The organism is Streptomyces sp. NPDC023527, assembly GCF_055560115.1.
This window is the reverse complement of sequence record NZ_JBVHJJ010000008.1, coordinates 270934-296371: the sequence shown is the minus strand read 5'-3', so window position 1 is coordinate 296371 and position 25438 is coordinate 270934. Positions and strand designations below refer to the sequence as shown.

General features: G+C 69.5%; 24 protein-coding genes and 2 pseudogenes. 12 read left to right on the top strand and 14 right to left on the bottom strand.

The genetic code is table 11. The features are described 5' to 3' along the window. Window positions 1-34: 34 nt before the first annotated feature. Genes ACZ303_RS18480 through ACZ303_RS18470 form a run of 3 tightly spaced genes read right to left on the bottom strand, consistent with a single transcriptional unit; the run spans window position 35 to window position 1460 of the window. Window positions 35-256: a hypothetical protein gene (locus ACZ303_RS18480; RefSeq protein ID WP_467340127.1), complete on the bottom strand. Its 222-nt coding sequence runs from the start codon at window positions 254-256 to the stop codon at window positions 35-37. 41 nt (window positions 257-297) lie between these two features. Then, the gene (locus ACZ303_RS18475; protein WP_467340205.1) at window positions 298-777 is read right to left on the bottom strand and encodes a transposase; all 480 of its coding nucleotides are present in this window, start codon (window positions 775-777) and stop codon (window positions 298-300) included. Then, window positions 702-1460, bottom strand: coding sequence for a helix-turn-helix domain-containing protein (locus tag ACZ303_RS18470; RefSeq protein ID WP_467340125.1), 759 nt, complete (start codon window positions 1458-1460; stop codon window positions 702-704). The genes ACZ303_RS18475 and ACZ303_RS18470 overlap by 76 nt, the downstream gene beginning before the upstream one ends. Before the next feature lie 289 nt (window positions 1461-1749). Here ACZ303_RS18470 and ACZ303_RS18465 point away from each other — a divergent pair, with 289 nt between their 5' ends. Beyond that, complete coding sequence (locus ACZ303_RS18465) at window positions 1750-2337, top strand: PadR family transcriptional regulator (protein WP_467340124.1); 588 nt, start codon at window positions 1750-1752, stop codon at window positions 2335-2337. Then, window positions 2330-3958: an FAD-dependent monooxygenase gene (locus ACZ303_RS18460; RefSeq protein WP_467340123.1), complete on the top strand. Its 1629-nt coding sequence runs from the start codon at window positions 2330-2332 to the stop codon at window positions 3956-3958. Before ACZ303_RS18465 ends, ACZ303_RS18460 begins: the two co-directional genes overlap by 8 nt. A 275-nt stretch (window positions 3959-4233) precedes the next feature. Here ACZ303_RS18460 and ACZ303_RS18455 read toward each other — a convergent pair whose 3' ends face one another. Both ACZ303_RS18455 and ACZ303_RS18450 read right to left on the bottom strand, forming a co-directional pair. Next, window positions 4234-5145 carry an N-acetylmuramoyl-L-alanine amidase gene (locus ACZ303_RS18455; RefSeq protein WP_467340122.1) on the bottom strand — a complete coding sequence of 304 codons (912 nt, stop codon included), beginning with the start codon at window positions 5143-5145 and terminating at the stop codon, window positions 4234-4236. Between the two features lie 83 nt (window positions 5146-5228). Further along, a complete protein-coding gene (locus tag ACZ303_RS18450; RefSeq protein ID WP_467340120.1) occupies window positions 5229-5540 on the bottom strand; it encodes a hypothetical protein in 312 nt (103 codons plus the stop codon). Between the two features lie 439 nt (window positions 5541-5979). On the opposite strand from ACZ303_RS18450, the gene ACZ303_RS18445 reads away from it, so the two are divergent. Beyond that, window positions 5980-7188 (top strand): IS110 family RNA-guided transposase, encoded by a 1209-nt coding sequence (locus tag ACZ303_RS18445; protein WP_467340203.1) that lies wholly within the window; start codon window positions 5980-5982, stop codon window positions 7186-7188. Window positions 7189-7414: 226 nt separating this feature from the next. Here ACZ303_RS18445 and ACZ303_RS18440 read toward each other — a convergent pair whose 3' ends face one another. After that, window positions 7415-8251 carry an SDR family oxidoreductase gene (locus ACZ303_RS18440; protein ID WP_467340118.1) on the bottom strand — a complete coding sequence of 279 codons (837 nt, stop codon included), beginning with the start codon at window positions 8249-8251 and terminating at the stop codon, window positions 7415-7417. A 142-nt stretch (window positions 8252-8393) separates the two neighbouring features. Here ACZ303_RS18440 and ACZ303_RS18435 point away from each other — a divergent pair, with 142 nt between their 5' ends. After that, window positions 8394-8714, top strand: coding sequence for a winged helix-turn-helix transcriptional regulator (locus tag ACZ303_RS18435; RefSeq protein WP_467340201.1), 321 nt, complete (start codon window positions 8394-8396; stop codon window positions 8712-8714). A gap of 685 nt (window positions 8715-9399) precedes the next feature. Here ACZ303_RS18435 and ACZ303_RS18430 read toward each other — a convergent pair. From ACZ303_RS18430 to ACZ303_RS18420, 3 genes are all read right to left on the bottom strand, one after another. After that, on the bottom strand, window positions 9400-10611 hold the full coding sequence (locus ACZ303_RS18430; protein WP_467340117.1) for an IS256 family transposase: 1212 nt from the start codon (window positions 10609-10611) through the stop codon (window positions 9400-9402). Between the two features lie 288 nt (window positions 10612-10899). Next, window positions 10900-11061 carry a hypothetical protein gene (locus tag ACZ303_RS18425; RefSeq protein WP_467340116.1) on the bottom strand — a complete coding sequence of 54 codons (162 nt, stop codon included), beginning with the start codon at window positions 11059-11061 and terminating at the stop codon, window positions 10900-10902. A gap of 658 nt (window positions 11062-11719) precedes the next feature. Next, window positions 11720-12205, bottom strand: a complete 486-nt coding sequence (locus ACZ303_RS18420) for an NUDIX hydrolase (RefSeq protein WP_467340115.1) — start codon at window positions 12203-12205, stop codon at window positions 11720-11722. A 917-nt stretch (window positions 12206-13122) separates the two neighbouring features. On the opposite strand from ACZ303_RS18420, the pseudogene ACZ303_RS18415 reads away from it, so the two are divergent. Continuing rightward, a pseudogene (locus ACZ303_RS18415) lies at window positions 13123-13353 on the top strand (MerR family transcriptional regulator); the annotation flags it as partial. 154 nt (window positions 13354-13507) lie between these two features. Here ACZ303_RS18415 and ACZ303_RS18410 read toward each other — a convergent pair. Continuing rightward, entirely contained in the window at window positions 13508-13804 is a 297-nt protein-coding gene (locus tag ACZ303_RS18410; RefSeq protein ID WP_467340114.1) for a chaplin family protein, read from the bottom strand. A 415-nt stretch (window positions 13805-14219) separates the two neighbouring features. On the opposite strand from ACZ303_RS18410, the gene ACZ303_RS18405 reads away from it, so the two are divergent. Further along, entirely contained in the window at window positions 14220-14864 is a 645-nt protein-coding gene (locus ACZ303_RS18405; RefSeq protein WP_467340113.1) for an SMI1/KNR4 family protein, read from the top strand. A 24-nt stretch (window positions 14865-14888) separates the two neighbouring features. Here the strand turns inward: ACZ303_RS18405 and ACZ303_RS18400 are convergent, their stop codons facing one another. After that, complete coding sequence (locus ACZ303_RS18400; protein ID WP_467340199.1) at window positions 14889-15104, bottom strand: e9imm peptide; 216 nt, start codon at window positions 15102-15104, stop codon at window positions 14889-14891. A gap of 327 nt (window positions 15105-15431) precedes the next feature. Here ACZ303_RS18400 and ACZ303_RS18395 point away from each other — a divergent pair, with 327 nt between their 5' ends. Together ACZ303_RS18395 and ACZ303_RS18390 are read left to right on the top strand one after the other, a co-directional pair. Continuing rightward, complete coding sequence (locus ACZ303_RS18395) at window positions 15432-15596, top strand: hypothetical protein (protein WP_467340112.1); 165 nt, start codon at window positions 15432-15434, stop codon at window positions 15594-15596. A gap of 189 nt (window positions 15597-15785) precedes the next feature. Next, complete coding sequence (locus tag ACZ303_RS18390; protein ID WP_467340111.1) at window positions 15786-16415, top strand: hypothetical protein; 630 nt, start codon at window positions 15786-15788, stop codon at window positions 16413-16415. Between the two features lie 136 nt (window positions 16416-16551). On the opposite strand, the pseudogene ACZ303_RS18385 reads toward ACZ303_RS18390, so the two are convergent. The 3 genes and pseudogenes from ACZ303_RS18385 to ACZ303_RS18375 all read right to left on the bottom strand — a co-directional run. Beyond that, window positions 16552-18093 (bottom strand): annotated as a pseudogene (locus ACZ303_RS18385) (penicillin acylase family protein); the annotation flags it as partial. 86 nt (window positions 18094-18179) lie between these two features. Next, window positions 18180-19505: a phenylacetate--CoA ligase PaaK gene (paaK, locus tag ACZ303_RS18380; RefSeq protein WP_467340110.1), complete on the bottom strand. Its 1326-nt coding sequence runs from the start codon at window positions 19503-19505 to the stop codon at window positions 18180-18182. 58 nt (window positions 19506-19563) lie between these two features. Further along, window positions 19564-21210 carry an acyl-CoA synthetase gene (locus ACZ303_RS18375; RefSeq protein ID WP_467340109.1) on the bottom strand — a complete coding sequence of 549 codons (1647 nt, stop codon included), beginning with the start codon at window positions 21208-21210 and terminating at the stop codon, window positions 19564-19566. A gap of 132 nt (window positions 21211-21342) precedes the next feature. Here ACZ303_RS18375 and ACZ303_RS18370 point away from each other — a divergent pair, with 132 nt between their 5' ends. The 4 genes from ACZ303_RS18370 to ACZ303_RS18355 are packed head-to-tail and all read left to right on the top strand — an operon-like array spanning window position 21343 to window position 25371. After that, the gene (locus ACZ303_RS18370) at window positions 21343-22146 is read left to right on the top strand and encodes a crotonase/enoyl-CoA hydratase family protein (RefSeq protein WP_467340108.1); all 804 of its coding nucleotides are present in this window, start codon (window positions 21343-21345) and stop codon (window positions 22144-22146) included. Window positions 22147-22166: 20 nt separating this feature from the next. Next, entirely contained in the window at window positions 22167-23114 is a 948-nt protein-coding gene (locus ACZ303_RS18365) for a Zn-ribbon domain-containing OB-fold protein (RefSeq protein WP_467340107.1), read from the top strand. Continuing rightward, complete coding sequence (locus ACZ303_RS18360) at window positions 23111-24208, top strand: thiolase domain-containing protein (RefSeq protein ID WP_467340105.1); 1098 nt, start codon at window positions 23111-23113, stop codon at window positions 24206-24208. The genes ACZ303_RS18365 and ACZ303_RS18360 overlap by 4 nt, the downstream gene beginning before the upstream one ends. Continuing rightward, on the top strand, window positions 24205-25371 hold the full coding sequence (locus ACZ303_RS18355; protein ID WP_467340103.1) for a thiolase domain-containing protein: 1167 nt from the start codon (window positions 24205-24207) through the stop codon (window positions 25369-25371). The genes ACZ303_RS18360 and ACZ303_RS18355 overlap by 4 nt, the downstream gene beginning before the upstream one ends. The last annotated feature ends 67 nt before the right edge of the window (window positions 25372-25438 follow it).

The window sequence follows — 25438 nt, the reverse complement described above, 5'->3', positions numbered from 1 at the left end:
AGCGTCCGGGCGCGGGTGAGGGGGCCTGTCGGGGTTACTCGACCGCTGTAAGCGGCGATGCCGCAGACGGTACCGCCGCAGCCTTCGTCTTGCCGTCCTCAACGCGCTGGACGACCTCACCGGTCCCCAGGACGGCCGCAGCCAGGCCCAGAATCAGGGCCTGCGGAAGGTCATCGACGTAGTGGGCGACGAGCGCGATGGCCGCCGCGACGATGGCGTACAGGCGGGTGCTGTGTACGTGGATAAAAGTGCCCATGATTCCTCAGTGGTCCGTTCCGGAAGTCCTTCGGGGGTTGATCAGGCTGCCAGGGCGACGGAGGATTCTTCTTGTCGGTCGGCGGATGTGTGTCGGTCGAGCCGGGCCAGCAGATCGTCCAGGTCGGCGGCGGTGAACTTCCACTGGAACGGCTGTGCTGTGGCGTTGTAGCGGTCTTCGAATGCTCGGAGCCGATCCTGGACCTGGGTGAGGTCCGTGAAGTCGTTGGGTTGGACGACCTTGCGCTGAACGATGGAGAAGAAGATCTCGATCTGGTTCGTCCAGGAGGCGTGGACGGGGGTATGGACCATGAACGCGTTCGGAAACGCCCTGGTCAGACGGTCGATGGCCTTCCTCCCCCGGTGGGAGGAGCCGTTGTCGACGACCCAAAAGACGCGTCTGGCACTCGCGTAGGGCTCGGTGGTCATGACCTGGGTGACCAGGTTCATGAAGGGGACGATGCCGGTCTTGGGCTCGCAGTGGCCGAAGACCTTCGCGCGGTGGACGTCGTAGGCGGCCAGATAGGCCAGCGCGCCGCCGCGGCCGTACTCGTGGTTGACGCGCATCGCCCGGGCGCGGCCAGGGTCGGGTGGCAGCGGCAGCGGGCCTGGATGGAGGTCTTCTCGTCGCTGGAGAGGACGTACTCGTCCTGGTCCAGCGGGGCACCCTCGAACGTGCGGGCGTAGAGGTCCAGGACGCGCTGGGCCTTGGCGCGGAAGTCCGGGTCGCGGATGAAGATCCAGGACCGGTACTGCCAGGGCTTGAGCGCGTCCTGGTGCAGCCAGCGGCGCACCGTGGACGCGGAGACGGTCTCGGTGATCCCGCGCGCGGTCAGCTCGGCGGCCAGCTCAGGGCAGGACCAGCGCGACAGCGGTACGCCGGTCTCGGCGGGTAGTTGGCAGGCCAGCGCCTTGGCTTCGGCGACCTGCACGGGGGTGAAACGGGGGGGGCGCCCGGAGCGCTTGCGGTCGGCCAGGGCCGGCAGGCCTCCGTGGGCGAATCGGCCGCGCCAGGCGCGAACCGTGTCCAGGTGTAGGCCCGTCTCGTGGGCGATGCGCGCGTTGGAGCGCCCCCGTGCCGCGTGCAGGACGATCTGTGCGCGTACCCGCAGCCGGTGCTCGGTCTTGTGGCCGTAGGCCATCTTCTTCAACCGCTTGCGCTCGGAGGCGGTCGCAACTATCGGGCAGGCCGGGGCAACGGGCATGGCAGGCGGGCCGATCGGGAGAAGTGGATCACGACGGGTCGCAGCCTGCCGTGACCGGACGTTGCTCGCCGAGGTACGGGAGCCCGTCGGTACGGCGGCCTCGGCCGTGTCGAGTCGGTTTGCCGCCGCGGTCCGGTTTGCAGCCCAGTCGTTGGCGTCGCCGCCGAGGTCCCTGTTATCAGCGGAGCGCCGCCAGTGCGGCAGCGGCTATGAACAACTCCGAGGCGAAACTCGGATCCGAGTAGTAGGATCCGACTATCTGCGATCCCAAGCCTGACTGTGGAGTGAGATGACCGCCAAACGACCCGCCAACCCCTTGGCTCTCGCCGTGTTGGGCTTGCTGCTGGAGCAGCCCATGTACCCCCACGCCATAGCGACCGCACTCCGGGAGCGGCAGATGGACCTGGCCTTCAAACTGACCACCGGGTCGCTGTACGACACGGTGCGCGCCCTGGCCCGAGACGGCTGGATTGAGGCGACCGACACCGAGCAGGTGGGCGGCCGCCCGACGCGCACCGTCTATCGGCACACCCGCGAGGGGCAGCGGTGCTTCACCGAGTGGCTGGACGAAATTATCCGCGAGCCGTCCCGGGAGTACCCCAAGTTCCTGTCCGCCGTCAGCTACCTGGGCGTACTGGGACAGCAGCGGGCGGCGCAGGCGCTGCGTGAACGGGCGACGGCCTTGAAGGCCCGGATCTCAGAAGGCGAGCAGGCGTATCGGGCCGCCAGGGAGAAGCACAAGGCGCCACGGCTGTTTGTGATCGAGGCGGAGTACGCCCAAGCGATGCTGCAAGCGGAGATGCAGTGGGCACTGTGCACAGCCGAGGAGATCGAGCAGGGCACCCTGGAATGGCCGGAGGTCTCCCACAATGCCTGACACAACTGTGCCCGCGACAGAACGGGCTGGGCAGCACTCACCCAACGCGCTGATATCCAGCGGCCCGCCGACCGCCTTGCAATCCCCGATACCGTCGCCGCCGACAGACACATCGGACGGCGACGCAGACGTCCTGGTGGTGGGAGCCGGGCCCGCCGGGTTGATGCTGGCCTGCGAGTTGGGGCTGGGCAAGGTGCGCACCGTGGTGCTTGAGCGGCATCCGGCCCCGCCCGGCTTCTGCCGCGGCTACAACCTCAACGCCCGCAGCCTGGAGCTGCTCGACCGCCGCGGCCTCGCTGATCGCTTCCTCGCAGAGGGCCCCACCGTGCCGACCACCGCGTTCGCCGGAGCGGCCCAGCTCAACCTGGCCGCCATGCGCACCGAACACCCCTACGTACTGGGGATCGCGCAGACCAGAGTGGAGGAGATCCTCGCTGAGCGAGCCATGGAACTGGGCGTGCGCATCCTGCGCGGTCACCGACTGACCGGACTGCACCAGGACGACAGCGGGGTGCGCGCTGAGGTCGACTCCCCGGACGGGCGGATGCTGCTGCGCTCAGGCTGGCTGGTCGGCTGCGACGGCGGTCGCAGCACGGTACGCAAGCTGGCCGGCATCGGTTTCCCCGGCACGCCCGCACGCCGCTTCACCCTGCTCGGGGACGTGGTCCTGGCGGACCCGCAGGCGATCCCGTTCGGGGTGACGGCCGGCGCGAACGGCACGGTGTTCGCCATCCCACGGCCCGGCTATGTGCGGCTGATCACCCACGACCCTCAGCCGCCGGACAACCGGGACGAGCCGGTGACACTTTCCGGCTTCCAGGACATGCTGGACCGTGCGCTGGGGCGGCATGTGGAGATAGCCGAAGCCCACTGGCTGACCCGGTTCGGGGACGCGGCCCGGCTGGCCGAACAACTGCGACACGGCCGGGTGCTGCTGGTAGGCGACGCCGCGCACATCCATCCCCCTGCCGGCGCCATCGGCGTCAACGCGGCCATCGACGACGCGATGAACCTCGGCTGGAAGCTCGGTCTCGTGGCGCGCGGACAAGCCCCCGACAGCCTCCTGAACACCTACCACACCGAGCGGCATGCGGCCGGTACCAGGCTGCTGCGCAACACCCAGGCACAGATGCTGGTTGCCGCGGAGGGTGAGCGGCTGGCACCGGTGCGCGAACTGCTCGGCGAGCTGGCGCAGGCCGAGGAGACGGCCGGATACCTTGCCGAGGCGATCACCGGCGTCGGCACCCGCTATCCGGTTCACCACGGCTCCGGCCATCCCTGGGAGGGGATGATGGTGCCGGACGTCCCGCTGAAACGAGACAGGCTGCTGCCGCTGCTGGCCCTCACGGGTGGCGGAGCGCTGCTGGTAGACGAGAGCACAGGGGCGGACTCGCTGCGCGAGGCGGCAAGGCCGTGGACGGACCGGGTGACAGTGGTGTCGGCGCGGCCTGACGGCCTGCCAGGTACGCCCGCGATACTCGTCCGCCCGGACGGTCACGCTGCCTGGGCAGGAACACCCTCGGCATCCCACCGCACCACTGCCCAGCAGTTGCGCGGAGCCCTGCACCACTGGTTCGGGCCCCCGGCAGGAGTGACGGTGCCGGAAGCGTCCGCTACTTAACGGTGTCGTGGCTCTTCGGGCAGGTCAGAGAGCGGACTCCCACCTCGGCGTCCGCTCAGGTCCGCGCGGCCGAGACCCAGACGTCCCGCACATGCCAAACGCGTCTGAATGACCATCAGATACCAGCGAGGCAGTTCGGAATGCCGCACCTGGCTCATATGACAGAAGAGTTCCGGCACCCGAGATAACTCCACCTCCTGCCCCAGACCTCTGACGATCCAATACACACAACCAGCTCCAAGGGCAACCCCCGAAGGACTTCCGAAGCCGACCACTTAGCTTCCGTAGGCGAGCTTGTGGAGCAGGTCCCAGCCACGGCGGCCGATCGCCGGGTCGTAGGACTGGCCGGTCGTGCAGAGACCGTGCTTGCGGTTGAAGCCGGCCACGGCCTTCTGCGTTGCCGGACCGTAGGCGTCCGTGGCGGGAATCGACGGGTCAAGCCAGCCGGTCCGCTTCAGGGCTTCCTGAAGCGGGTTCGCCGACGGGTTGCTCCGGCCCGGGGCGAGGCCCGCGGGGAACGGCGGCGGCGTGTACGACGACGAGCCGCCGGTAGAACCGCCGGTGGAACCACCACCGGACACCGGGCCGGACGGCTTGCCCTTCAGACGGGCCGCGATCCGGCGACGCATGTCGCCCATCTCGAAGCCCTTGGGGTCGATCTTGGTGTCCGTCCACTCCTTGTGGCCGATGACGCTGTCCGCACCCCACTCGTGGGCCCGGCAGATCGCTGCGCTCGTGCGCTCGATCGCATCGAGCTGTGCCTTGGGCCACGGGTCCTCGCCGTCACTGAGATTGACGCACTCGAAGCCGTAGAAGTGGGTGTTGCCGTCGGTGTCGTTGTCGTCGGGGTCCGGCAGGGCCTCCTCGGCGATCACCGCCCGCAGCACGGCGCCGTCGCCACGCCCAGCGTGGTTCGCGCGACCGTTGCCGATCAGGTAGACCGTGCCGTCCTTATCGATCACCCCGTGGCACAGCGGGCCAGGCAGCTCGCTGTACCCGTTCTCGCAGATGCTGACCGACGCGTCCGTGCCCGTGGTCACCGTGTGGTGAACGATGATCCCGTTCACCGGGCCCCACGGGCCCTTGCCATTGCGGTTGTGTGTCCGCCAGCCCGGACGCTCCACAACATGCACGCCCTCCTCGCGAAGGGCCGCGACCAGACGGTCGGGATTCAGTGGTGTCGCCACCAGGTGCTCTCAAACTCCCCGCGCCCAAACTCATGTGCCTCTTCGCCCCCACGGCGGAACCCCTCAACCAGAGGCGGCGCGGATCAAGAAGCCGTTCCCTTCGACGCAAGCCACAGCTGCACGACCATCACCAGCAACGGCGCCACGAACGAACTCAACACCAGCCGGCGCGTCGCCGCCGCCTGCGTTTGATCCTCGCTGCGCTGCTGCCCGGCGCGCTCAACCATCTGCTCATGATCCCCACGCAGATGCGACAACCCCGCCTCAACCTGGCTGATGCGCTGCTCCACCGCCCGCTGATCAGCCCGGTACACGTCCTCCGTAACCTCCTGATCCAAACGGGCCGCAAGCCGTGCGATGTCGCCGCGCAGATCCTCGCGCAGCTGAGACACCACGCGGTGCAGCTCCCCACAACGTGGGCTCAGCGGCGCTCGGCGGCACAGACACCGCAATCCTCCCGGCACCCCGCGCCTCAAGAAGATCGTACGGGGGCCAAGAGTGGCGCCGAGGAAGAGGAAGCGGCCCTCTCGGCCTGATCTCCCCGATGCTGCGGAACATCGGCACATAAGGAAATGGCCCCGGTGTCCTTCCCTAATAAGACCTACCGAAGCTCTATCCGGCAGACTCGGTGCCTGGTAGCCGCCAGCAGGTGAGCACTCTTTCTTCCCTGGACCCCGAGTCCTGTTGACAGATCGCGCCCCTGCTGGTCGGCCAGGAGCGAAATCGCTGATGGGATGTCGTGCCCGCCCGGTTGCGGCGTGAGCACAGCCTTATTAGGTCGCTGATGGTTCTCCTGCGGGCTACTGCCGATCGAGGTCGATGACGGAGGACGAGTTGCTGTTCGTTGGGGACGACTGGGCCCAGGACCACCACGACGTCGAGTTGATGGATGCGGCGGGCCGTCGGCTGTCCAAGGCTCGACTGCCGGAGGGCGTGGCGGGAATCGAACGATTGCACTCGATGATCGGTGCGGAGCTCGGCGACGACAGCAAGAACGAAGTCGTGATCGGGATCGAGACCGATCGGGGCCCGTGGGTGCAGGCGCTGATCGCCGCCGGCTACACGGTGTACGCGGTCAATCCGCTGCAGGCCTCCCGGTATCGGGAACGCCTGGCGGTCTCGGGGGCCAAGAGCGACGGGGCCGACGCGCACATGCTCGCTGACATGGTGCGCACCGATTCCCACCAGCTCCGCCCGATCTCCGGGGACACCGCCAACGCCGAAGCGGTCAAGGTCGTGACGCGTGCCCATAAGACCCTGATCTGGGAACGCACCCGCACCACGCAGCGGCTGCGGCACGCCCTGCTCGACTACTTCCCCGCAGCCTTGGAGGCGTTCGACGCTCCCGACAACCTGGAACTGCTGGCCAAGGCACCTGATCCGGTGGCCGCGGCGAAGCTGAGGACCACACAGATCAGCGCGGCCCTCAAGCGCGCCCGCCGGCGCAACATCCCCGACAAGGCTTCCAAGATCCAAGCCGTCCTGCGCGCCAAGCACCTGGGCCAGCACCCCGCTGTGACTGCGGCCTACGCTGTCTCTATACGCGCGCTCATCGCGATGCTGGTCACTCTGAACGAGCAGGTCAACTTCCTGCACGGACAGGTCGAGGCCTATTTTGGCCAGCACCCGGACGCTGAGATCATCCGGTCCCAGCCCGGGCTGGGACCGATGCTCAGCGCCCGGGTACTCGCGGAATTCGGCGATGACCCTCACCGCTACGCCAGCGCCAAGGCCCGCAAGAACTACGCCGGCACCAGCCCGATCACCCGCGCCTCCGGCAAGAAGAAGGTCGTGACCGCGCGGCACGTCCGCAACGACCGGCTCATCGACGCCCTGATCGCCCAGGCCTTCTCCGCGCTGCGGGTCTCCCCAGGCGCCAGGGCCTACTACGAGAAGCAACGCGCCCGCGGCATCGAATTCAACGCCGCCCTGCGCCAACTCGCCAACCGGCTCGTCGGCATTCTGCACGGCTGCCTCAAAACCGGCACACCGTACGACGAGGCGACCGCCTGGTCCCACCGAGCCCACGCACTCGCCGCTTGACACTCCAGCTCATGGGTAGGGCCGTTCCTCTTGGATCGGTAACGGTGTTGCCGCGAATTGCTCCTGGCTTAACCCCTCTACTGCCAGAGCCTCTGAAGCGCATGAAGTCACTTATCTGGAGTGTCAGTCCCGGGCATTGCGCCAACGTCAGCTTCGGATCAGCTTCCTCGACTGTCAGGAGTGGATCGCCGAGCACGCCGAGCAGTTCCAGCGGCGCTGACCTGTTTCAGCGGAACGCGGCGATATTGCGCGCGGCCCAGTCGGCGAACGGGCGCGGGGCGCGGCCGAGGACCCGCTGGACGTCCGGGCTGACGCGCAGCTCGGCCGGGCTCGGGGAACCGAGGATGTCCAGGGTGTCCTCGGCGAGCTCCGCCGGCATGCTCTGGGCCATGCCAGCCTTGGCCTCGTCGCGGCTGAGGTCGTGAAACCTCACTGGCGAGCCCAGCGCGGCGGCGATGGCCTGCGCCTGCTGGCGCGGCGTGATCACCTCCGGGCCGGTCAGCTCGTAGACGCCGCCGGTGTGCCGGTCATCCAGCAGGCAGGCCGCTGCGACCTCGGCGATGTCCGCCGGGTCGATGATCGGCACCCCGACGTCGCCGAAGGGCGCGGCGACGACCCGCTGCGCGCGGATGGACTCGGCCCACCACAGGGCGTTGGAGGCGAAGCCGCCCGGCCGCAGGATGGCCCACTCCAGGCCGGACTCCCGCAACACGTCCTCCAGCGCGCGCATCGCGATCCGCGTTGCGCCAAAGGGCCTGGTCGCCACGCCCTGCGTGGAGAGCAGAACGACCCGGCGGACCCCGCTGGCCTCGGCTGCGCCGATGATGTCGGCCGGGCTGGCTCCGGCGGCGTGCATGTCGCCGGACAGCAGCAGGAAAAGCGCTTCCGCTCCGGCCAGCGCGGGCTCAAGGCTGGCCGGCTCGGCCAGGTCGGCCGCCACGTGGCGGACACCGTCCGGCACCGCCGCGTGACGTGACACCGCCGTCACCTGCTGGCCCGCCTCGGCCAACGCCCGCGTCAACGGCCGGCCTACATTCCCGGTAGCCCCGGTCACCACGATCATGTACAGCTCCTTGTCCGATGTCCTTTGTGGCCTTCACGGTAGGAGCCGGGCTAACTCTTGGTAAGGACATACCTTTAGGTAAGCTCATCACGTGACGGGAAGCGCGCAGCACATACGGGCCGAGGCGAGGGAACGGTATGAGGTGTTTCACACCGACTGCCCTGCGCGCGATGTGGTCGACCACGTGACCAGCAGGTGGGGCATCTGGGTGTTGATCTCCTTGCGGAGCAACGACCTCCGGTTCTACGAGCTGCGCAAGAGCATCCAGGGCGTCAGCGAGAAGATGCTCGCCCAGACCCTGCGCGCGCTGGTCCAGGACGGCCTGGTCTGGCGGGAGGTCGAGCCGACGACCCCGCCCCAGGTCACCTACGGGCTGACCGAGTTCGGTCGGGACGTCGGCGAGCCGCTGACGGAGCTGTTCGACCGGATTACACGGCGGCTGTCGCCGCGCAACGCGGGATAGCGTGGTAGTGGCCGACCACGAAAAGCGCATCCAGCGTCACCGAGCCCCCCACGATCCGAGAGCCTGGTCCGGCTGGTCCGGCTGGTCCGCCAGGAGTAGGGCCTGAGCCACGCTCAGCTCGCGCCGAGACGGTCGGTGCTGTGCGCCGACGGGCCGGTGACGTCCGGGCTGAGCGACCGGCAACTGTGCGACGAGGCGACCGGCTGGTCCCGCCGCGCCACGCACTCGCCGTTTGACACGCCAGCTCATGGGATGTCTGACAGCTACTGCAGAACCGCCTTTATCCAGAGGTACGACACCTGTTCTTACCCAACCGGCCGCCTACGGTGTGGGCCTGGCGCATCCGGCCCCGGGGCCTGCATCCGGGTGGCCGTGTGGTCGTCCGAGGCGAACATTGCGCCGTACGCGGTGAGGTGTTTCCGGTGAGGGTGACGTGGATGGGGGCCGCTGTCACAACTGCCGCGCAGCGTCACCGGCAGGCTAGTTCGGCGGCGAGCGTGGTCATGGTGGTCGGATGAGTGATCGGTGCCAGCAGATCACGGATCGCGGTGCCGCCGGCGGTACTCGGCGACGACCCTGCAAGCGCCGGAGTCCGGCAGCCATGCGGCCTACTCGGGCCGTGCGGTGGGCCTGTCTGAGCCTCCGTTCCAAGACGAGGTCATGTCCCTTGGTGTGGTGTAACGGATCATTCGGCAGTGCCGGGCAGGCAGGTGGCGTTGTCTGAATAGAGGTTGTCCATGTTTTCGATGGAGAGGTAGCGCCGGGGAAAGGCGATCCACTCGTCGTGGAGTTCGACGAGGACGGCCGTGGCCAGGCGGGTGACGGCGGCGGTGTTCGGGAAAACCTGGACGACATCTGATCGTCGTTTGATCTCCCGGTTCAGACGTTCGAGCGGGTTGGTCGACTGGATTTTCTTCCAATGCTGGTTGGGGAAGTCCGCGAACGCGGTCAGGTCCTCCTTCGCCCCCAGCAGCATCTCCTTGACCTTGGGGAACTGGCGGCCGAGCATGTCCGCGACGGTATCGAGCTGGGCCCGGACCGCATCGGCGGTGGGCTGGGCGAAGACCGTGCGGATCGTGGCGGCGACCATCTCCGCGGACCCCTTCGGGATGACGGAGAACACGTTGCGCACGAAGTGAACGCGGCACCGTTGCCAGCCGGCCCCGATCATGACTCTGCGGATCGCTTTGACCAGGCCGCTGTGACTGTCGGAGATCACCAGGCGGACACCGTTCAGGCCGCGTTCACGCAGCGAGCGAAGAAACTCGGTCCAGAATGCCTCCGTCTCGCTGTCGCCGACCATGACACCGAGGATTTCACGGCCGCCGTCCTCGGTGACACCGGTCGCGATGACGACGGCCTGGGACACGATCTGATGGTCGACGCGGGCCTTGAGGTAGGTGGCGTCGAGGAAGACGTACGGAAACCGGGTGTGATCAAGGGGACGGGCCCTGAACGCGTCGAGCTGTTCGTCGAGGCCGGCGCAGATCCGGGAGACCTCGCTCTTCGATATGCCGGTATCCGAGCCGAGGGCTTTCACCAGGTCGTCGACCGAGCGGGTCGACACCCCGTGAACGTAGGCTTCCATGACGACCGCGTAAAGCGCCTGGTCGATGCGGCGTCGGCGTTCCAGCAGGCTGGGGAAGAAGCTCCCGGCCCGCAGCTTGGGGATCGCGAGTTCCAGGTCTCCGGCCTGCGTGGTCACGGCCTTCTCCCGGTGCCCGTTGCGCCAGGTGGTGCGGGTGTCGGTCCGCTCGCCCCACTCCGCACCGATCCGGGCGGTGGCCTCGGCCTCGATCAGTTCCTGGAGCAGCCTTTCGGCGACTTCGCGGACGAGTTCAAGACCATCCGCTGAACGTAGTGACTCGAGCAGGCGAAGTAGGTCATGCTGGGGCAAGCCACCGGGCACCCCCTTGGAACGAACTGGCAGTTCACCAAGGACAGTTGCACGGTGGCCTGCCCCGTTTCAGGGAGCATTCACCAGCAGTCGATGCACGCGAGGGCACACAAGCGGCGCACTTCCCAGCCAAGATCTGTTACATCACTCCGTGGGACGCCATCCAATGTCATGCTTGACCACCGGTTCACTCCGGGGCAGAAGCCTCTGATCTCCAATGCCCGTCAAAGCGGACCGAGCCCAACAAAGACCCCGGCTCGTCGGGCAGTTTCTGTGTGCGCTCTCAGGTCAGCGCAGGCCATCTGTGTCGTCGAACTCTTCGCCGACCGGGAGTGGCTGGTGGTCGCCCTCCAGGGTCTCGCTATAGACGACCGAGGAGACCGCCCTGTCGTATGCCTCGTTGAGGCCGTTCCCGCTTGTGCCGAGGATGTTTTCCCAGTCAATTCCCATACCTACGATCCTATCCGCACCGCCCGACAGTCTCGAAGATGCGGGACACTGCGGCCGTGCGGCTGCACGGCCTGGGGCTACATCTGATCGACGGATCTATGGGCCCGTGGCCAGCCGAAGGCCAACCAGGACAATGCGCTTCTCGACGCCGCTGTCACGCCGTCCGAGCCGGCACCATCGACCTGCGCGCCGTGCACGGTTCACCGGTGGGGCGCACTGGTGGCGGCCTCTACTACAGAAAATGCCAATGCGCGTCGGCGGACGATCATGCGGCAGTCGCACAGGCGAAGTAGGTCATGCTTGGGACAAGGCCACCGGGCACCCCCTTGGAACGAACTGGCAGTTCACCAAGGACAGTTGCACGGCGGCCTGCCCCGTTTTAGGGAGCATTCACCAGCAGTCGATGCACGCGAGGGCACACAAGCGGCGCACTTCCCAGCCAAGATCTGTTACACCACTCCGTGGGACGCCATCCGTCGCGAACGCCTCACACTGGTCCGACTGTTGCAGCACACTCATTGATACGGCCTTCGGTTGATCCCATGCCTCTGTGACGGAGCAAAGGATCAAACGAAGGCCGCCCTCACGTCCGGCGGTTGCCTCCGCGAGTGATCAAGTTCGAGGGATCATTCGACCACCCAGGCCTGCCTTGGCAGGGTCACAGGGCGGCGTACTTCGTGAAGACTTCCTGACAGTCGGGGACGAACGGCCACTGCTGCAGAGCGTCCCGGAGAGCGGGTTCGGGCAGCCAGCTGTGCCAGGCGATCTCTGACGGATCCGGTGCCAGGGGCCCGTCAATAACGGCTTCGTGCACACCGAGCCAGTACGGACTGATCGCTCCGTGGCAGAGGAACGTGAAGGCAAGCCGGGCCGGGGCACGGACACCGAGTTCTTCCGACAGTTCCCGGACAGCAGCACTCTCGTAGGTCTCGCCCGCGTTCACCGCGCCACCGAGCAGCCAGTTGTACTGGCCCGGGAACCGCGAAACGTTCCCCGCCCGCCGGTGCACCAGTATCCGGCCCTCAGCGTCACGGCACACAATCGTCGCCACCCGGTGCAGCCACTTCCTGCGGATGGCTTCACCCCGGTCGACAATCCCCAGCACCCGGTCCTGCTCGTCCACACGATCCACCAACTCGCTCATGACGCCCACGATGTCAAAGATGCTTGCGGTGCCGTCACTGACGGTAAGGAACTCTGGCGGCAGAGGTTAAACGGCAAGCGAAGGAAGTGCGAATGATCCTCGACGAGGAAGGCATTCGCCCTGCCTGCAAGGCCTCGCAGGACCCAGTACTCCAGACACGCCCGGCGATGCGATGTAGAGGGGTGCGGTGGGCACGGGGCTAAGCGCAGCAGTGTGCCACAGGATGATCAGGCCCCATGACGCACTGCTCTGTCTCCACCTGCCTGAGGCGGGTGGAGTCACCTCACGATTCAGTGTCCGCGCCCCCAGGACTTGGTGTCCACGACACCGCCACCCTCCGCAACGACCATGACCGCGTCATCGACACCGAGTCCTGGGGCCACCGCGGACACTGACCGGTAAACCGAAGCCGCCCCTCACTCAAGGCGGCTTCACCCCCCTTTTGACGGTGCGCCCCGAGCCATGTGGCTCGGGGCGCACCGCTAGATCCCCCCCCCCACGACGACCTGTTCCAGGCCGGCCTCGCGGTTCATCACAAGGGAGGCCCGGCGAGGTTCTCGACGTCCGCGCTGGCCGCGCCATCCGCCGCCCTGCCCGACGGTGTCGCCCCGGATGGTCCGCTGAGGCAGACAGCGCCGCGGCCGCGGCTGACCCGGCCAGGTGCCCAGCGCAGGGTGTCGGCCTCATCCCGCGGCAGCAGCCCGGCGCCGATGCGCGCGGCCCGGCCTGCTGCCTGGTGATCTCGTAGCCGCGCTCACAGGAGTCCGCGTCGTGGAAAGAGCCGGGCGGCCGCCGGGACAGCTCCATCGTGGGCGTGCGACTACGGCCTCCGCCTCGGCTCTTGCTGTCATGAGTGCGGCTCGTGACCTCACGTGACGTCAGGTTGCATAGTCGGTGCCGTGGAGGATCACTGGACCGTGGGACGCGTGGCCGAGTTGGCCGGCGTGAGCGTCCGCACGCTGCGTCACTATGACCAGATCGGGCTCGTGCGTCCTTCGGGGCGGACCGCGGCCGGGTACCGGGCCTACTCGGCGGGCGACGTGGAGCGGCTGCGGGAGGTGCTGGCCTACCGGCGGCTGGGCTTCGGTCTGCGGGAGGTTGCGGAACTGGTCGGCGACTCGTCCACCGACGCCGTCGCGCACCTGCGCTCGACCACCGCACGATCGGCCGCCTGGGCGAGGCGGGCACGGCTCGGTTGTTGTCCCTGGTGGCCGAGCACAACGAAGCGGGGACCGCCTTGCTGGCCGCGCTCAAGCTCGAACTGGGCGCGGTGGGCCTGGAATCCCTGCTTACGGAGCCACCTCACACGGCCCCCCAGTTGTTGACCGGCATGACAGGCATCATGCCGCCTCCGGCTCCACCGTTCCGCGGCATGTCCAGAGGCAGCTGGACGAGGTTGCTCAGCACTCCGGAGCCCCCTGTGGTGCGAGCCACGGCTGTGACCTCCCTGTGCACGTTGATCATGGTGTTGCCGAAGGCAGCGTTACCGATGCCCACAATGTTCTCGCTGGCCGCGGCGGATCCCACCGCGCCAGCGACGCCGGCGGCGACCACCCCGGTGACCACGGTGAGACGACGAGCTGTACGTGAGGCGGGCATGACGCTCCCTGAAGAAATGACCCGTGAGGACCGGCCCCCCAGAGAACGAACCGCTCGCAATCCAGTCACATTTCCGCTGGGTCTGCTACCCGACATTGAGCGGTTGTGGGCGGGCGGTGCGGGGCGGTCGTCAGCGGTTGGCCGCGAGCACCGTGACCTCCTCGCTGCCGTCCGGCCGGATGGTCACCTCAACCCCGCACCACAGCAGGTCCGAATCCTGGCGGTCCATGAGGGCGACCATCCTCCGGATACGCCGCCGGTTCTCCCCATCGATCTTCCCCTCGGTCCGACTGAGGACCAGATCCCTCCTCCAGACGGCACCAGCCAACGCCTCGATCGCCACAACTTCCGTCCGACGCGCCGCCCACTTCGAAGCCGACCTGTACGAGACCAGCGGATTCGACGACCCCGTCTCGTGCTCTACACCGCAATCAGCCGCCTGCCCGAGCTGACCGTGGGATGGTGCCTGTTCGGCGCCGCCCGGAACGTCCGGCCAGGCTCTTCCTTGCCGCCACCCACCGCCCGGGAGGCTCTGGCCGACCCCGATGCGGCGCGGGGGCACCAGGCTACGATCTGCTCCCGTAGCGAGGAGATCGACCCGGTGACCCACCCTTCCCATGCACGCACGCATAGAGACATCGCAGGCCAGGCGTTTACCAAGGCCGAGTTCAGCGGACCCGTCGACCTGGCCGCGGTGACCGGCGCGCAGGAACGGCTGGGTCACAATCTGCCGCCCGAGCTCGTAAGCCTGCTCCAGGAGACCGACGGCATCGTGGGACCCTGCGGGGTCGACACGATCTGGCCCCTGGAGCGGATCGTCGAGGACAACCTCCACTTCCGGTCGGACCGTGCCCTCGCCACCCTGTACATGCCGTTCGAGCCGCTGCTCTTCTTCGGCGACAACGGGGCCGGCGACCAATTCGCCTTCATCCGAACCCCTGCCCGAGCCGACATCTTCGTGTGGGAACACGAAACCGACAGCCGACGGTGGGCTGCCCGCGACCTGCGGGACTACCTCACCCGATCCCTCGCCGACGAAGACGACGGCTGGTACCAGTAGCAAACGCCACCGAGCGCCCACGTTTCACAACGCGATCGCCTGATACGCGAGGGCCCGAGCGACCACCTCATCAGCCGAGAGCTCCCGCTCAGGCGGCCAGAAGATCAAGTCGCCGACGTAACCGGACGGACAGGCCAGGGCCCTGTCGAGCACGTCCAGCCACCTGTCCGCCTCCTCCTCGGAGGCGTAATCCACAGCCAAGATCCGCTGCACGAGTGCAACAGCCTCCGCACGACTCATCTCCACCGACCCACTACCTCCCAGGTGCGCATCGAGCTGCCGCCACCGGCGGGCTCCTTCACACCCAGGTCGCAGGCGCGGGGCGCAGGATATCGAGCGCACCAAGACCCCGGTGCAGTGCCGCGCACCAACCGCAGCAAGGACTCCCGACCCGGCACGGTCTGCGCCGGCGCTTCAGCGGCGGAGGATGTTGACGCGGTCGCCTCCCAGGATCGGTGCGTTCTCGCAGCCGGGTGGGACGGCGAGGTGCGGGCCGCGCCAGATCCTCTTGTTCTCCCCCGTGGAGGGGTAGTACGGATTCGCCGGGTGGGGGCGTACGAACCATCGGTGCCGGTAGACGCGCCGCGCGTGGTCGCCGGCGGCGTCGCGATCAGCATGATGATGACTGAGCGCGGACTGGCCGTCCCGGCCACTGGCGGCAACGTCCTTGCTGAGTTCGACACCATCCTCGCCGCGGTCTCGCCTGGCTCGCAGGGCACGTCCAGGCCGTGAAGCTCGACCCGGATACCGGGCGCCTGGACATCGTTCCCAACGCCCCGGCGTACGGCACGAAGCTGCGCTGGTGCGCGCCGAACTCTGTCAAGCAACCCTCAATGCAGCGGCCTCGGTTCTTGGATGCCACTCGCCCGTAGGCGATGAGGGGCGAGGCCGGCGCAGGCAGGGTCTGGCTAGGGTGGCGCTGTGAAATCGAAGATCGTGTCAGTGCTCATAGCCGGTTCGGCGTGCCTGCTCGCCGCGGGATGCGGGAGCGAGAAGTCCAGCGGGGAAGGCGGTAGCGCCAAGCCCAAGCCGTCGGTCACCGTGCTGCCGCAGAGGCTGGAGAAGCCGTCGGCCATGCCCGACGAGAAGCTGCAGCCGTCCCCGGCCGCCGATGTCCCGTTCAGCGAAAATCTGCAGTACGAGTTGCGCCGCAGGACCCAGGACATGGCCGACGCGCCGGGCAAGATCACCGCCGAGTGCCCGGCGGACGTTTCCTCGAAGAGTGGGACGAAGGTGTCCTGCAAGACCACCTACGAGGGCCTGGAGGTGGAGTGGGATGTGACCATCGGCGAGAAGTCCGTCTTCAACACGGTGGAGTACAAGGCGACCCCACACCAGGGGATCCTTACCCGCGACGGTGTCGCCCGCCTGCTCTACGGCAACTACCGCGACTACATCGACTACGCCCTCTGCAACAACATCCCCAAGGCCGTGTTGGCGCCCCTTGGTACCCAGTCCAAGTACGTCTGCGAGGTGGTCGACAAGGGGAAGAAGCCGTCCGGCTACGGGCAGCCCGTGCGGGCCACCGACTCCGGACCGCGGTACTACTGACGGGCCGCAGGCCCGAGCAAATTCACCAGGTCGACGGCCGGCCAGCCAGTCCCCTCCCTCCGCGTCCGGTTCTCGTGTCGGACGCGTGGAATGGCGCTGCCCTGCCCGCGCTGAGCTTGACTCTGTGGGGGATCTTGGAGTTCTCGGCGTACGGGGCGTCGACGAGGGTCGGCATCGCGGACGGGCCGAAGATCCCCGGCTGGATGGCGTCGGCGTCCTTCCCGAGCGCGCAGGCGCCGCGGGAGCCGTCCAGCACCGCCAGGCCCGCGGCCGGGAAGGTCTGCCGCCCCAGGTCGGTGGAGCAGCGCTTCGCGAGGTCGTCGGTGACCCGCGGCAGCACCTGCGACTGGGTGAACAGAGTGTGCCCGCCGGAGTCGGCGGCGACGGTGTTCACCCACGGCAGGCCCTGGGTGCGGCGCAGCGCGTCCTGGATCCCGCGCACACTGCCGGACCTGCTCAGCGCGAGCGAGGTGTCGGTGAACCGCAGGCTCTGTGCGTTGGGGTCGACCATGGCGTACGCCTTGCCGTCCGCCCAGGGCAGCTTCAGGTCGTCGAGGGAGGTGACGACCGGCCCGTACCGGGTCCACCACTGGCTGCGGGTGACCTGGGAAGTGCGGCCGTCCTTGCCCCGTACGGGCACGGTGACCTTGCGCTCCGTCATCCGCTCGCGCTTGCCGTCCACGAGATAGCTGTACGCGTCACCGGGCGCGGTCCGCAGCTCGTACAGGTTCGTCGGCACGCCGGTGGCGACCGTGTGGCTCCAGGCGACGCGGTCGTTGTGGCCGATCTCGACGATCGGGACACCCAGCAACGACCCGCCCGAGACGTTCAGTTCGCCGGGGATGGTCTGCTGGAACTGCCAGAAGCGGCGGCCGCCCTGCCACGGGTAGTGCGGGTTCCCGAGCAGCAGGCCCCGACCGTTGGCCGTGGTGGAGCCCGCGAAGGCGACCGCGTTGGAACCCATGTCGGCGTCCCGCCGGTCGAAGACCTTACGGGCGGCGGCCGCGGGATCCTCCGCCGTGGCCGTACGAGCCGCCGGGGTCTGCCGGCCTTCGGTGATGCCGTCCGCGGCGAGGCCCTGGCCACCCAGCACGGTGATGGCGTAACCGCGGCGCGCCACGTCCAGGGCCGTCACCGGGGTGACCCAGTCCGCGCCGCGGCAGGCCGGGTCGGTGATCCGGTTCTGCTTCAGCCAGGCGTTGTACCCGGCCGCCCAGCCGCGCATCAGCTCCTTGGCCTGCCGGCTGGGCCCGGCGGGGGCGGGCCGGTCGAGGAGCTTCTCTACCGTCCGCGCCCCGTTCACCCCGCGGAAGTACAGATCGCTGGAGAGGTTGGTGGTGGCGGACGAGAGCGAACCGTCGGGAGCGGCGTCGGCACTGAAGCGGCGCGAGCGCTCGCCGCGCAGGGTGACGAATCCGTCGGCGAGATTGCACACCTGGTCGGCGGCCTGGGCCCAGCCGCTGCCGAAGCCCAGATCCGGATAGTCGTCGGCCACGATGTGCGGAATGCCGTACTCGGTGTATCTGATGGTGGCGGACAGCCCGCTCCCGGACGGGCGGTCCGCGCGGTCCGGCGCGGCGGCGGCCGCCTGGCCGGGCAGCGTGGCCGCGCCGGCCAGTAACGTCAGTGACGCGAGGAAGGCGCCTGTCAGAGCGCGCCATCTATGGCGAAGAGGCAATGTGGCTCCCCGTGCGACAGTGGATGAGAGAAGTCGACTGCGGTGAAGAGGACGCCGGGAGCGCACGGTTGAGTTGACAGCCTCTGCTATCGCGCGTCGCCCGGGGCGGGGTCGCGCGCACCCCGCAGATCCACGATCCGCTTGAGCTTGCCCATCGACCGTTCGAGCGTCCCCGGATCCACGATCTCGACGCCCACCGACACCCCGATGGTGTCCTTCACCCGTCCGGCGATCTCCCCGGCGGCCGCCGCCCGTTGGTGGTGCCCGGCCTCCGGACGCGCCTCGGCCCGCACGGTGAGGTGGTCCATCCGCCCCTCGCGGGTCAGCCGCAGCTGGAAGTGGGGCGCGACGCCGGGGACGCCCAGCACGACCTCCTCGACCTGCGCCGGGAAGAGATTGACGCCGCGCAGGATGACCATGTCGTCGCTGCGGCCGCTGATCCTCGCCATCCGCCGGAACGCGGGGCGCGCGGTGCCGGGCAGCAGTCGGGTGAGGTCGCGCGTGCGGTAGCGGACGACGGGCATGGCCTCCTTGGTGAGCGAGGTGAACACCAGCTCGCCGTGGGCGCCCTCGGGCAGCACCTCGCCGGTGACCGGGTCCACGATCTCGGGGTAGAAGTGGTCCTCCCAGATGTGCGGCCCGTCCTTGGTCTCCACACACTCCTGCGCCACACCCGGCCCCATGACCTCCGAGAGCCCGTATATGTCGACGGCGTCGAGGGCGAAGCGCTCCTCGATCTCCCGGCGCATGGCGTCGGTCCAGGGTTCGGCGCCGAAGATGCCCACCCGCAGGGAGGTGGACCGGGGGTCGACGCCCTGGCGCTCGAACTCGTCGAGGAGGGTGAGCATGTAGGTGGGCGTGACCATGATGATCTCGGGGCGGAAGTCCTGGATCAGCTTGACCTGGCGGGCGGTCATGCCGCCGGAGGCGGGGATCACCGTGCAGCCCAGCCGCTCGGCGCCGTAGTGCGCGCCCAGACCGCCGGTGAACAGGCCGTAGCCGTACGCCACATGGACCTTGTGGCCCGGCCGGCCACCGGCCGCCCGGATGGAACGGGCGACGACATCGGCCCAGGTGTCGAGGTCGCGCTCGGTGTAGCCGACCACGGTCGGGGTGCCCGTGGTGCCGCTGGAGGCGTGCAGGCGCCGCACCTCGCCCTCGGGCACGGCGAACATCCCGAAGGGGTAGTGGTCGCGCAGGTCGGCCTTGGTGGTGAAGGGGAACCGGCCGAGGTCGGCCAGGGACCGGCAGTCCTCGGGGCGCACCCCGGCGGCGTCGAACGACCTCCGGTAGAAGTCCACGTGCTCGTAGGCGTGCCGCAGGGTCGCCCGCAGGCGCTCCAGCTGGAGCGCCGCGAGCTCCTCGCCCGACATCCGCTCCGCCGCGTCCAGGACAACGCCCGGTCCCGCCATGCCGCCACCGCCTCGTCGACCGACCGATCATTCGGTAGATGTTTAGGCGGTCACGTAATCAGCAGTCGGAACCGGACGTCAAGACCTCTTCGTCGCCTCCACCGGCCACCGCCCGTGCCCAGCGGTAGTCCGCCTTGCCGCTGGGTGAACGCCGCACGCGCTCGGTGAGGACGACGCTGCGCGGCACCTTGTAACCGGCCAGCCGGGTGCGGCAGTGGGCCCGGATCGCGTCGGGCGTCAGCGGCGCCGCGCCCTCCCGCACCTGGACGACGGCCGCCACGCGCTGCCCCCACCGGGCGTCCGGCACGCCCGCGACCAGCGCGTCGTACACGTCCGGGTGAGCCTTGAGCGCCTGTTCGACCTCCTCCGGGTACACCTTCTCGCCGCCGGTGTTGATGCACTGCGAGCCGCGCCCGAGGACCGTGATCACCCCGTCCGCGCCGGCCGTCGCCATGTCGCCGAGCAGCACCCACCGCTCGCCGCCCGCCCGGAAGAAGGTCTCCGCCGTCTTCGCCGGGTCGTTGTAGTAGCCCAGCGGTACGTGCCCGCGCTGGGCGACGCGACCGGTCCCGCCGGGCGGCACGGGCGCGTGTGTCACCGGGTCGACCACGGCCGTACGGTCGTTGACCCGCAGCCGGAAGCCCCTGCCGCGGTCGTCCGTGGCGGTGCCGTTGAAGCCGGACTCCGACGACCCGAAGTTGTTCAGCAGCGCCACCCGCGGCAGGAGCGCCGTGAACTGCTCTCGTACCGTGTCCGAGAGAATGGCGCCCGAGCTGCTGACGCTCAGCAGCGAGGAGCAGTCGACGCCCCGCAGCGGACCCTCCAGCGCGTCCACCAGCGGCCGCAGCATCGCGTCGCCGACCAGCGAGACGCTGGTGACTCTCTCCCGGGCGACCGTGCGCAGCACGTCCTCGGGCGCGAACTTGCGGTGCAGCACGACCTTCTGGCCGAAGTCGAAGGCGATGAGGGCCGTGAGCGTGGACGTGCCGTGCATCAGCGGCGCGGTGGGGAAGAACACCAGCCCCTCGCCGCCCGCCGCGACCCGCTCGGCCAGCTCCTCCGGCCGCTTCACCGGCTCACCGGTGGGCGCGCCCCCGCCCAGCCCGGAGAAGAACAGGTCCTCCTGCCGCCATACGACCCCCTTGGGCATGCCGGTGGTGCCACCGGTGTAGACGATGATCCGGTCGTCACCGGACCGGGGCCGGAAGTCGCGCCAGGGCGCGCCGGACGCCTCGGCCTCCGTGAACGGGACGGGCTCGATGCGGGGTGCGGGGCCCTCGGCGGGGGTGCCGACCCGCACGAGATGGCGCAGGGTGTCCCCGGCCCGGGGCAGCGCGGCGGCCACGCGCCCGCTGAACTCCGCGTCGAAGACCAGCGCCACCAGATCGGCGTCCCGGTAGAGATAGGCCAGCTCGCCCGCCACGTAGCGGTAGTTGACGTTGACCGGCACGGCCCGGATCTTCAGGCAGGCCCAGAGCGTCTGGAGGTACTCGACCCCGTTGTAGAGGTGCAGCCCGACGTGGTCACCGGGCCGGACGCCGACGCCGACGAGGTGGTGGGCCAGCCGGTTGGCCGCCGCGTCGAGCCCGGCGTACGTCAGCCGGCGCTCGGCGCCGGTGCCCGGGTGGTCGAGGTGGACCAGGGCCTCCCGGCCGGGCACGGTGTCGACGACCGACTCGAACAGATCCGCGAGATTGTAGTCCACGGCGTCATTACAGCGCCGTCGCACGGAGGTGGGAAGGGCCGGGCTCGAAGAAAACTGACGGGTTGTCAGAAAGCTATTGAACCGCACCCGCGCCTCCTGCACCCTGTTGTGTCTCACGACGGGAGGACTGCCATGGGCGGCACCGAACACCTGACCGTGGAGCGCGCCGGCGCCACACTCGTGCTCACCCTGAACCGGCCGGAGGCGAAGAACGCCCTCTCGCTGCCGATGCTCGTCGGACTCCACGACGGCTGGACCGAGGCCGACGAGGACGACTCCGTCCGCTCGATCGTGCTCACCGGCGCCGGCGGAGCCTTCTGCTCCGGCATGGACCTCAAGGCGCTGGCGGGCCACGGCACGGCCACCGACGACGCCTGCCGGAAGCGGTTCGAGGCCGACCCGGACCTGCACTGGAAGGCCATGCTCCGCCACCACCGCCCGCGCAAACCCGTCATCGCCGCCGTCGAGGGTCCCTGCGTCGCCGGCGGCACCGAGATCCTCCAGGGCACCGACCTGCGCGTCGCCGGCGAGAGCGCCACCTTCGGCCTCTTCGAGGTACGGCGCGGCCTCTTCCCCGTCGGCGGCTCCACCGTCCGCCTAGCCCGCCAGATCCCCCGCACCCACGCCCTGGAGATGCTGCTCACCGGACGCCCGTACACCGCCCGCGAAGCCGAGCGCATCGGCCTCGTCGGCCACGTCGTACGCGACGGCACCGCCCTCGAACGGGCCCTGGAGACCGCCGAACTCATCAACTCCAACGGCCCCCTCGCCGTCGAGGCCGTCAAGGCCAGCGCCTACGACACCGCCGGGATGACCGAGGCCGACGGCCTCGCGCTCGAACTCGAACGCGGCATGCGCGTCTTCGACACCGCCGACGCCAAGGAAGGCACCCGCGCCTTCGCCGAGAAGCGCCCGCCCGTCTTCCGGCGCGCCTGACCGAGGGAGACCCACCGACCATGCCGGACATCCGCACCGCGCCCCTGGTGGTCGAATTCCCCTTCACCCGCTCCCTCGGCCCCGTGCAGAGCGCCTTCCTCACCGGCCTGCGCGAACGCGTCGTCCTCGGCGTACGCACCGGCGACGGCCGCGTCCTCGTGCCGCCCGTCGAATACGACCCCACCACCGCCGAGGACCTCCACGAGCTCGTCGAGGTCGCGGCCACCGGCACCGTCACCACCTGGGCCTGGAACCCCGCCCCCCGCCGCGGCCAACCACTGCACACCCCCTTCGCCTGGGTCCTGGTCCGCCTCGACGGCGCCGACACCGCCCTCCTGCACACCCTCGACGCCCCCGGCCCCGACGCCGTACGCACCGGCATGCGCGTCCGCGTCCGCTGGGCCCGCGAGCGGACGGGCGCGATCACCGACATCGCCTGCTTCGAACCCCACGACAGCCCGCCCACCGGCCGCCCCGCCGCCCCGCACGACGGCGCCTTCCCTGAACCCGTCACCAGGATCACCACCCCCGCCCGCCTCGACTACACCTACTCACCCGGCCGCGCCCTGAACCGCCACCTCGACGCCCTCGCCCACCACCGCGTCGTCGGCGAACGCTGCCCGTCCTGCCGCAAGGTCTACGTCCCGCCCCGCGGCACCTGCCCCACCTGCGCGGTCGCCACCGGCGAACAGGTCGAGGTCGGCCCGCGCGGCACCGTCACCACCTACTGCGTCGTCAACATCAAGGCCAAGAACACCACCATCGACGTGCCCTACGTCTACGCCCACATCGCCCTCGACGGCGCCGGCCTCGCCCTCCACGGACGCATCGCCGGCATCCCCTACGACCAGGTGCGCATGGGACTGCGTGTCGAACCCGTCTGGACCGAGGACGGCCGCCACCCCGACCACTACCGGCCCACCGGCGAGCCGGACGCCGCCTACGACACGTACAAGGAGCTGCTGTGACGCGGTATCCGCGGGACGTGGCGATCGTCGCCTTCGCCCAGAGCCACCACCGCCGCTCCACCGCCGGGCTGTCCGAGACCGAAATGCTGCTGCCCGTTCTGACCGAGGTCCTCGACCGGGCCGGACTGCGCCCCGGCGAGGCCGAATTCACCTGCTCCGGATCCAGCGACTACCTCGCCGGCCGGCCCTTCTCCTTCACCATGACCCTTGACACCGTCGGCGCCTGGCCGCCCATCGCCGAGTCCCACGTCGAGATGGACGGCGCCTGGGCCCTGTACGAGGCATGGGTGAAGCTCCTCACCGGCGAGGCCGACACCGCCCTCGTCCATTCCTACGGCACCTCCTCGGCCGGTGACGTCCGCGACGTCCTCACCCGGCAGCTCGACCCCTACTTCACCGCGCCGCTGTGGCCCGACCCCATCGCCCTGGCCGCGCTCCAGGCCCGGGCGCTCATCGACGCGGGCGAGACCGACGAGACCGCCCTCGCCCACATCGCCGCCCGCAGCCGCGCCGCCGCGCACACCAACCCGTACGCCCAACTGCGCGGCCCGGTACCGCCCGGCGACCACCTCGTGCAGCCGCTGCGCACCGGCGACTGCCCGCCCATCGGCGACGGCGCCGCGGCCGTCGTCCTCGCCGCCGGGGACACCGCCCGCCGCATGTGCGCCCGGCCCGCCTGGATCCGCGGCATCGACCACCGCACCGAGCCGCACGCCCTGGGCGTCCGCGACCTGACCGACTCGCCCTCCACCCGGCTGGCCGCCGAGCGCGCCGGAGCCTTCGACGCGCCCGTCGAGGTGGCCGAGCTCCACGCGCCGTTCACCTCGCAGGAGGTGATCCTGCGCAAGGCGCTGCGCCTGGGCGACGAGGTGCTGGTCAACTCCTCTGGCGGCGCACTGGCCGCCAACCCGCTCATGGCCGCGGGCCTGATCCGCCTCGGCGAGGCCGCCGCCCGCATCCACCGAGGAGAGGCCGACAGGGCGCTGGCCCACGCGACCTCGGGGCCCTGCCTGCAACAGAACCTGGTCGCGGTGCTGGAAGGGGAGCGGTCGAGCACCTCGGACAGCCGGAACCCTCAGGAGGAGACCCGGTGAACAAGGAGCCCGTGGCCGTCGTAGGGATCGGCCAGACCCGGCACGCCGCCGCCCGGCGGGACGTCTCGATCGCCGGGCTCGTCCGCGAGGCGGCCCGGCGCGCGCTCGACGACGCGGAGCTGACCTGGGCCGACATCGACGCCGTCGTCATCGGCAAGGCACCGGACTTCTTCGAGGGCGTGATGATGCCCGAGCTCTACCTCGCCGACGCCCTCGGCGCGGTCGGCAAACCGATCCTGCGCGTGCACACCGCCGGATCCGTCGGCGGCTCCACCGCCCTCGTCGCCGCGAACCTCGTCGCCGCCCGGGTCCAACGCACCGTCCTCGCCCTGGCCTTCGAAAAGCAGTCCGAGTCGAACGCCATGTGGGCCCTGTCCCTGCCCGTCCCCTTCCAGCAGCCCCTGCTGGCCGGCGCCGGAGGCTTCTTCGCCCCGCACGTACGGGCCTATATGCGCCGCACCGGCGCACCCGACGGCATCGGCGCCCTCGTCGCCCACAAGGACCGCCGCAACGCCCTGAAGAACCCCTACGCGCACCTCCACGAACACGACCTCACCCTGGAGAAGGTGCGCTCCTCACCCATGTTGTGGGACCCGATCCGCTACTCCGAGACGTGCCCGTCCTCCGACGGGGCCTGCGCGCTGATCCTCACCGACCGCGCGGGCGCGGCCCGTTCCCCCCACCGCCCCGCCTGGATGCACGGCGGGGCCATGCGCAGCGAGCCGACGCTCTTCGCGGGCAAGGACTTCGTCTCGCCCCGCGCGGGCAGGGACTGCGCGGCCGACGTCTACCACCAGGCCGGGATCACCGACCCGCGCCGGGAGATCGACGTCGCCGAACTGTACGTGCCCTTCAGCTGGTACGAGCCGATGTGGCTGGAGAACCTCGGCTTCGCGGCGGAGGGCGAGGGCTGGAAGCTCACCGAGTCGGGAGCCACCGCACTCGACGGCGACCTGCCCGTCAACCCCTCCGGCGGCGTCCTGTCCACCAACCCCATCGGCGCCTCGGGCCTGCTCCGCTTCGCCGAGGCCGCGCTCCAGGTGCGCGGCCGGGCGGGCGAGCACCAGGTCGAGGGCGCGGCCAAGGCGCTGGGCCACGCCTACGGCGGGGGAGCGCAGTTCTTCTCCATGTGGCTGGTGGGCAGCGAACCGCCCACCTCCTGACGGCGGATGACGCGGCCTGTCCGGCACCCGCCGCGGTCGCTAGTGTGGGGTGCCGGGACGACGAGCC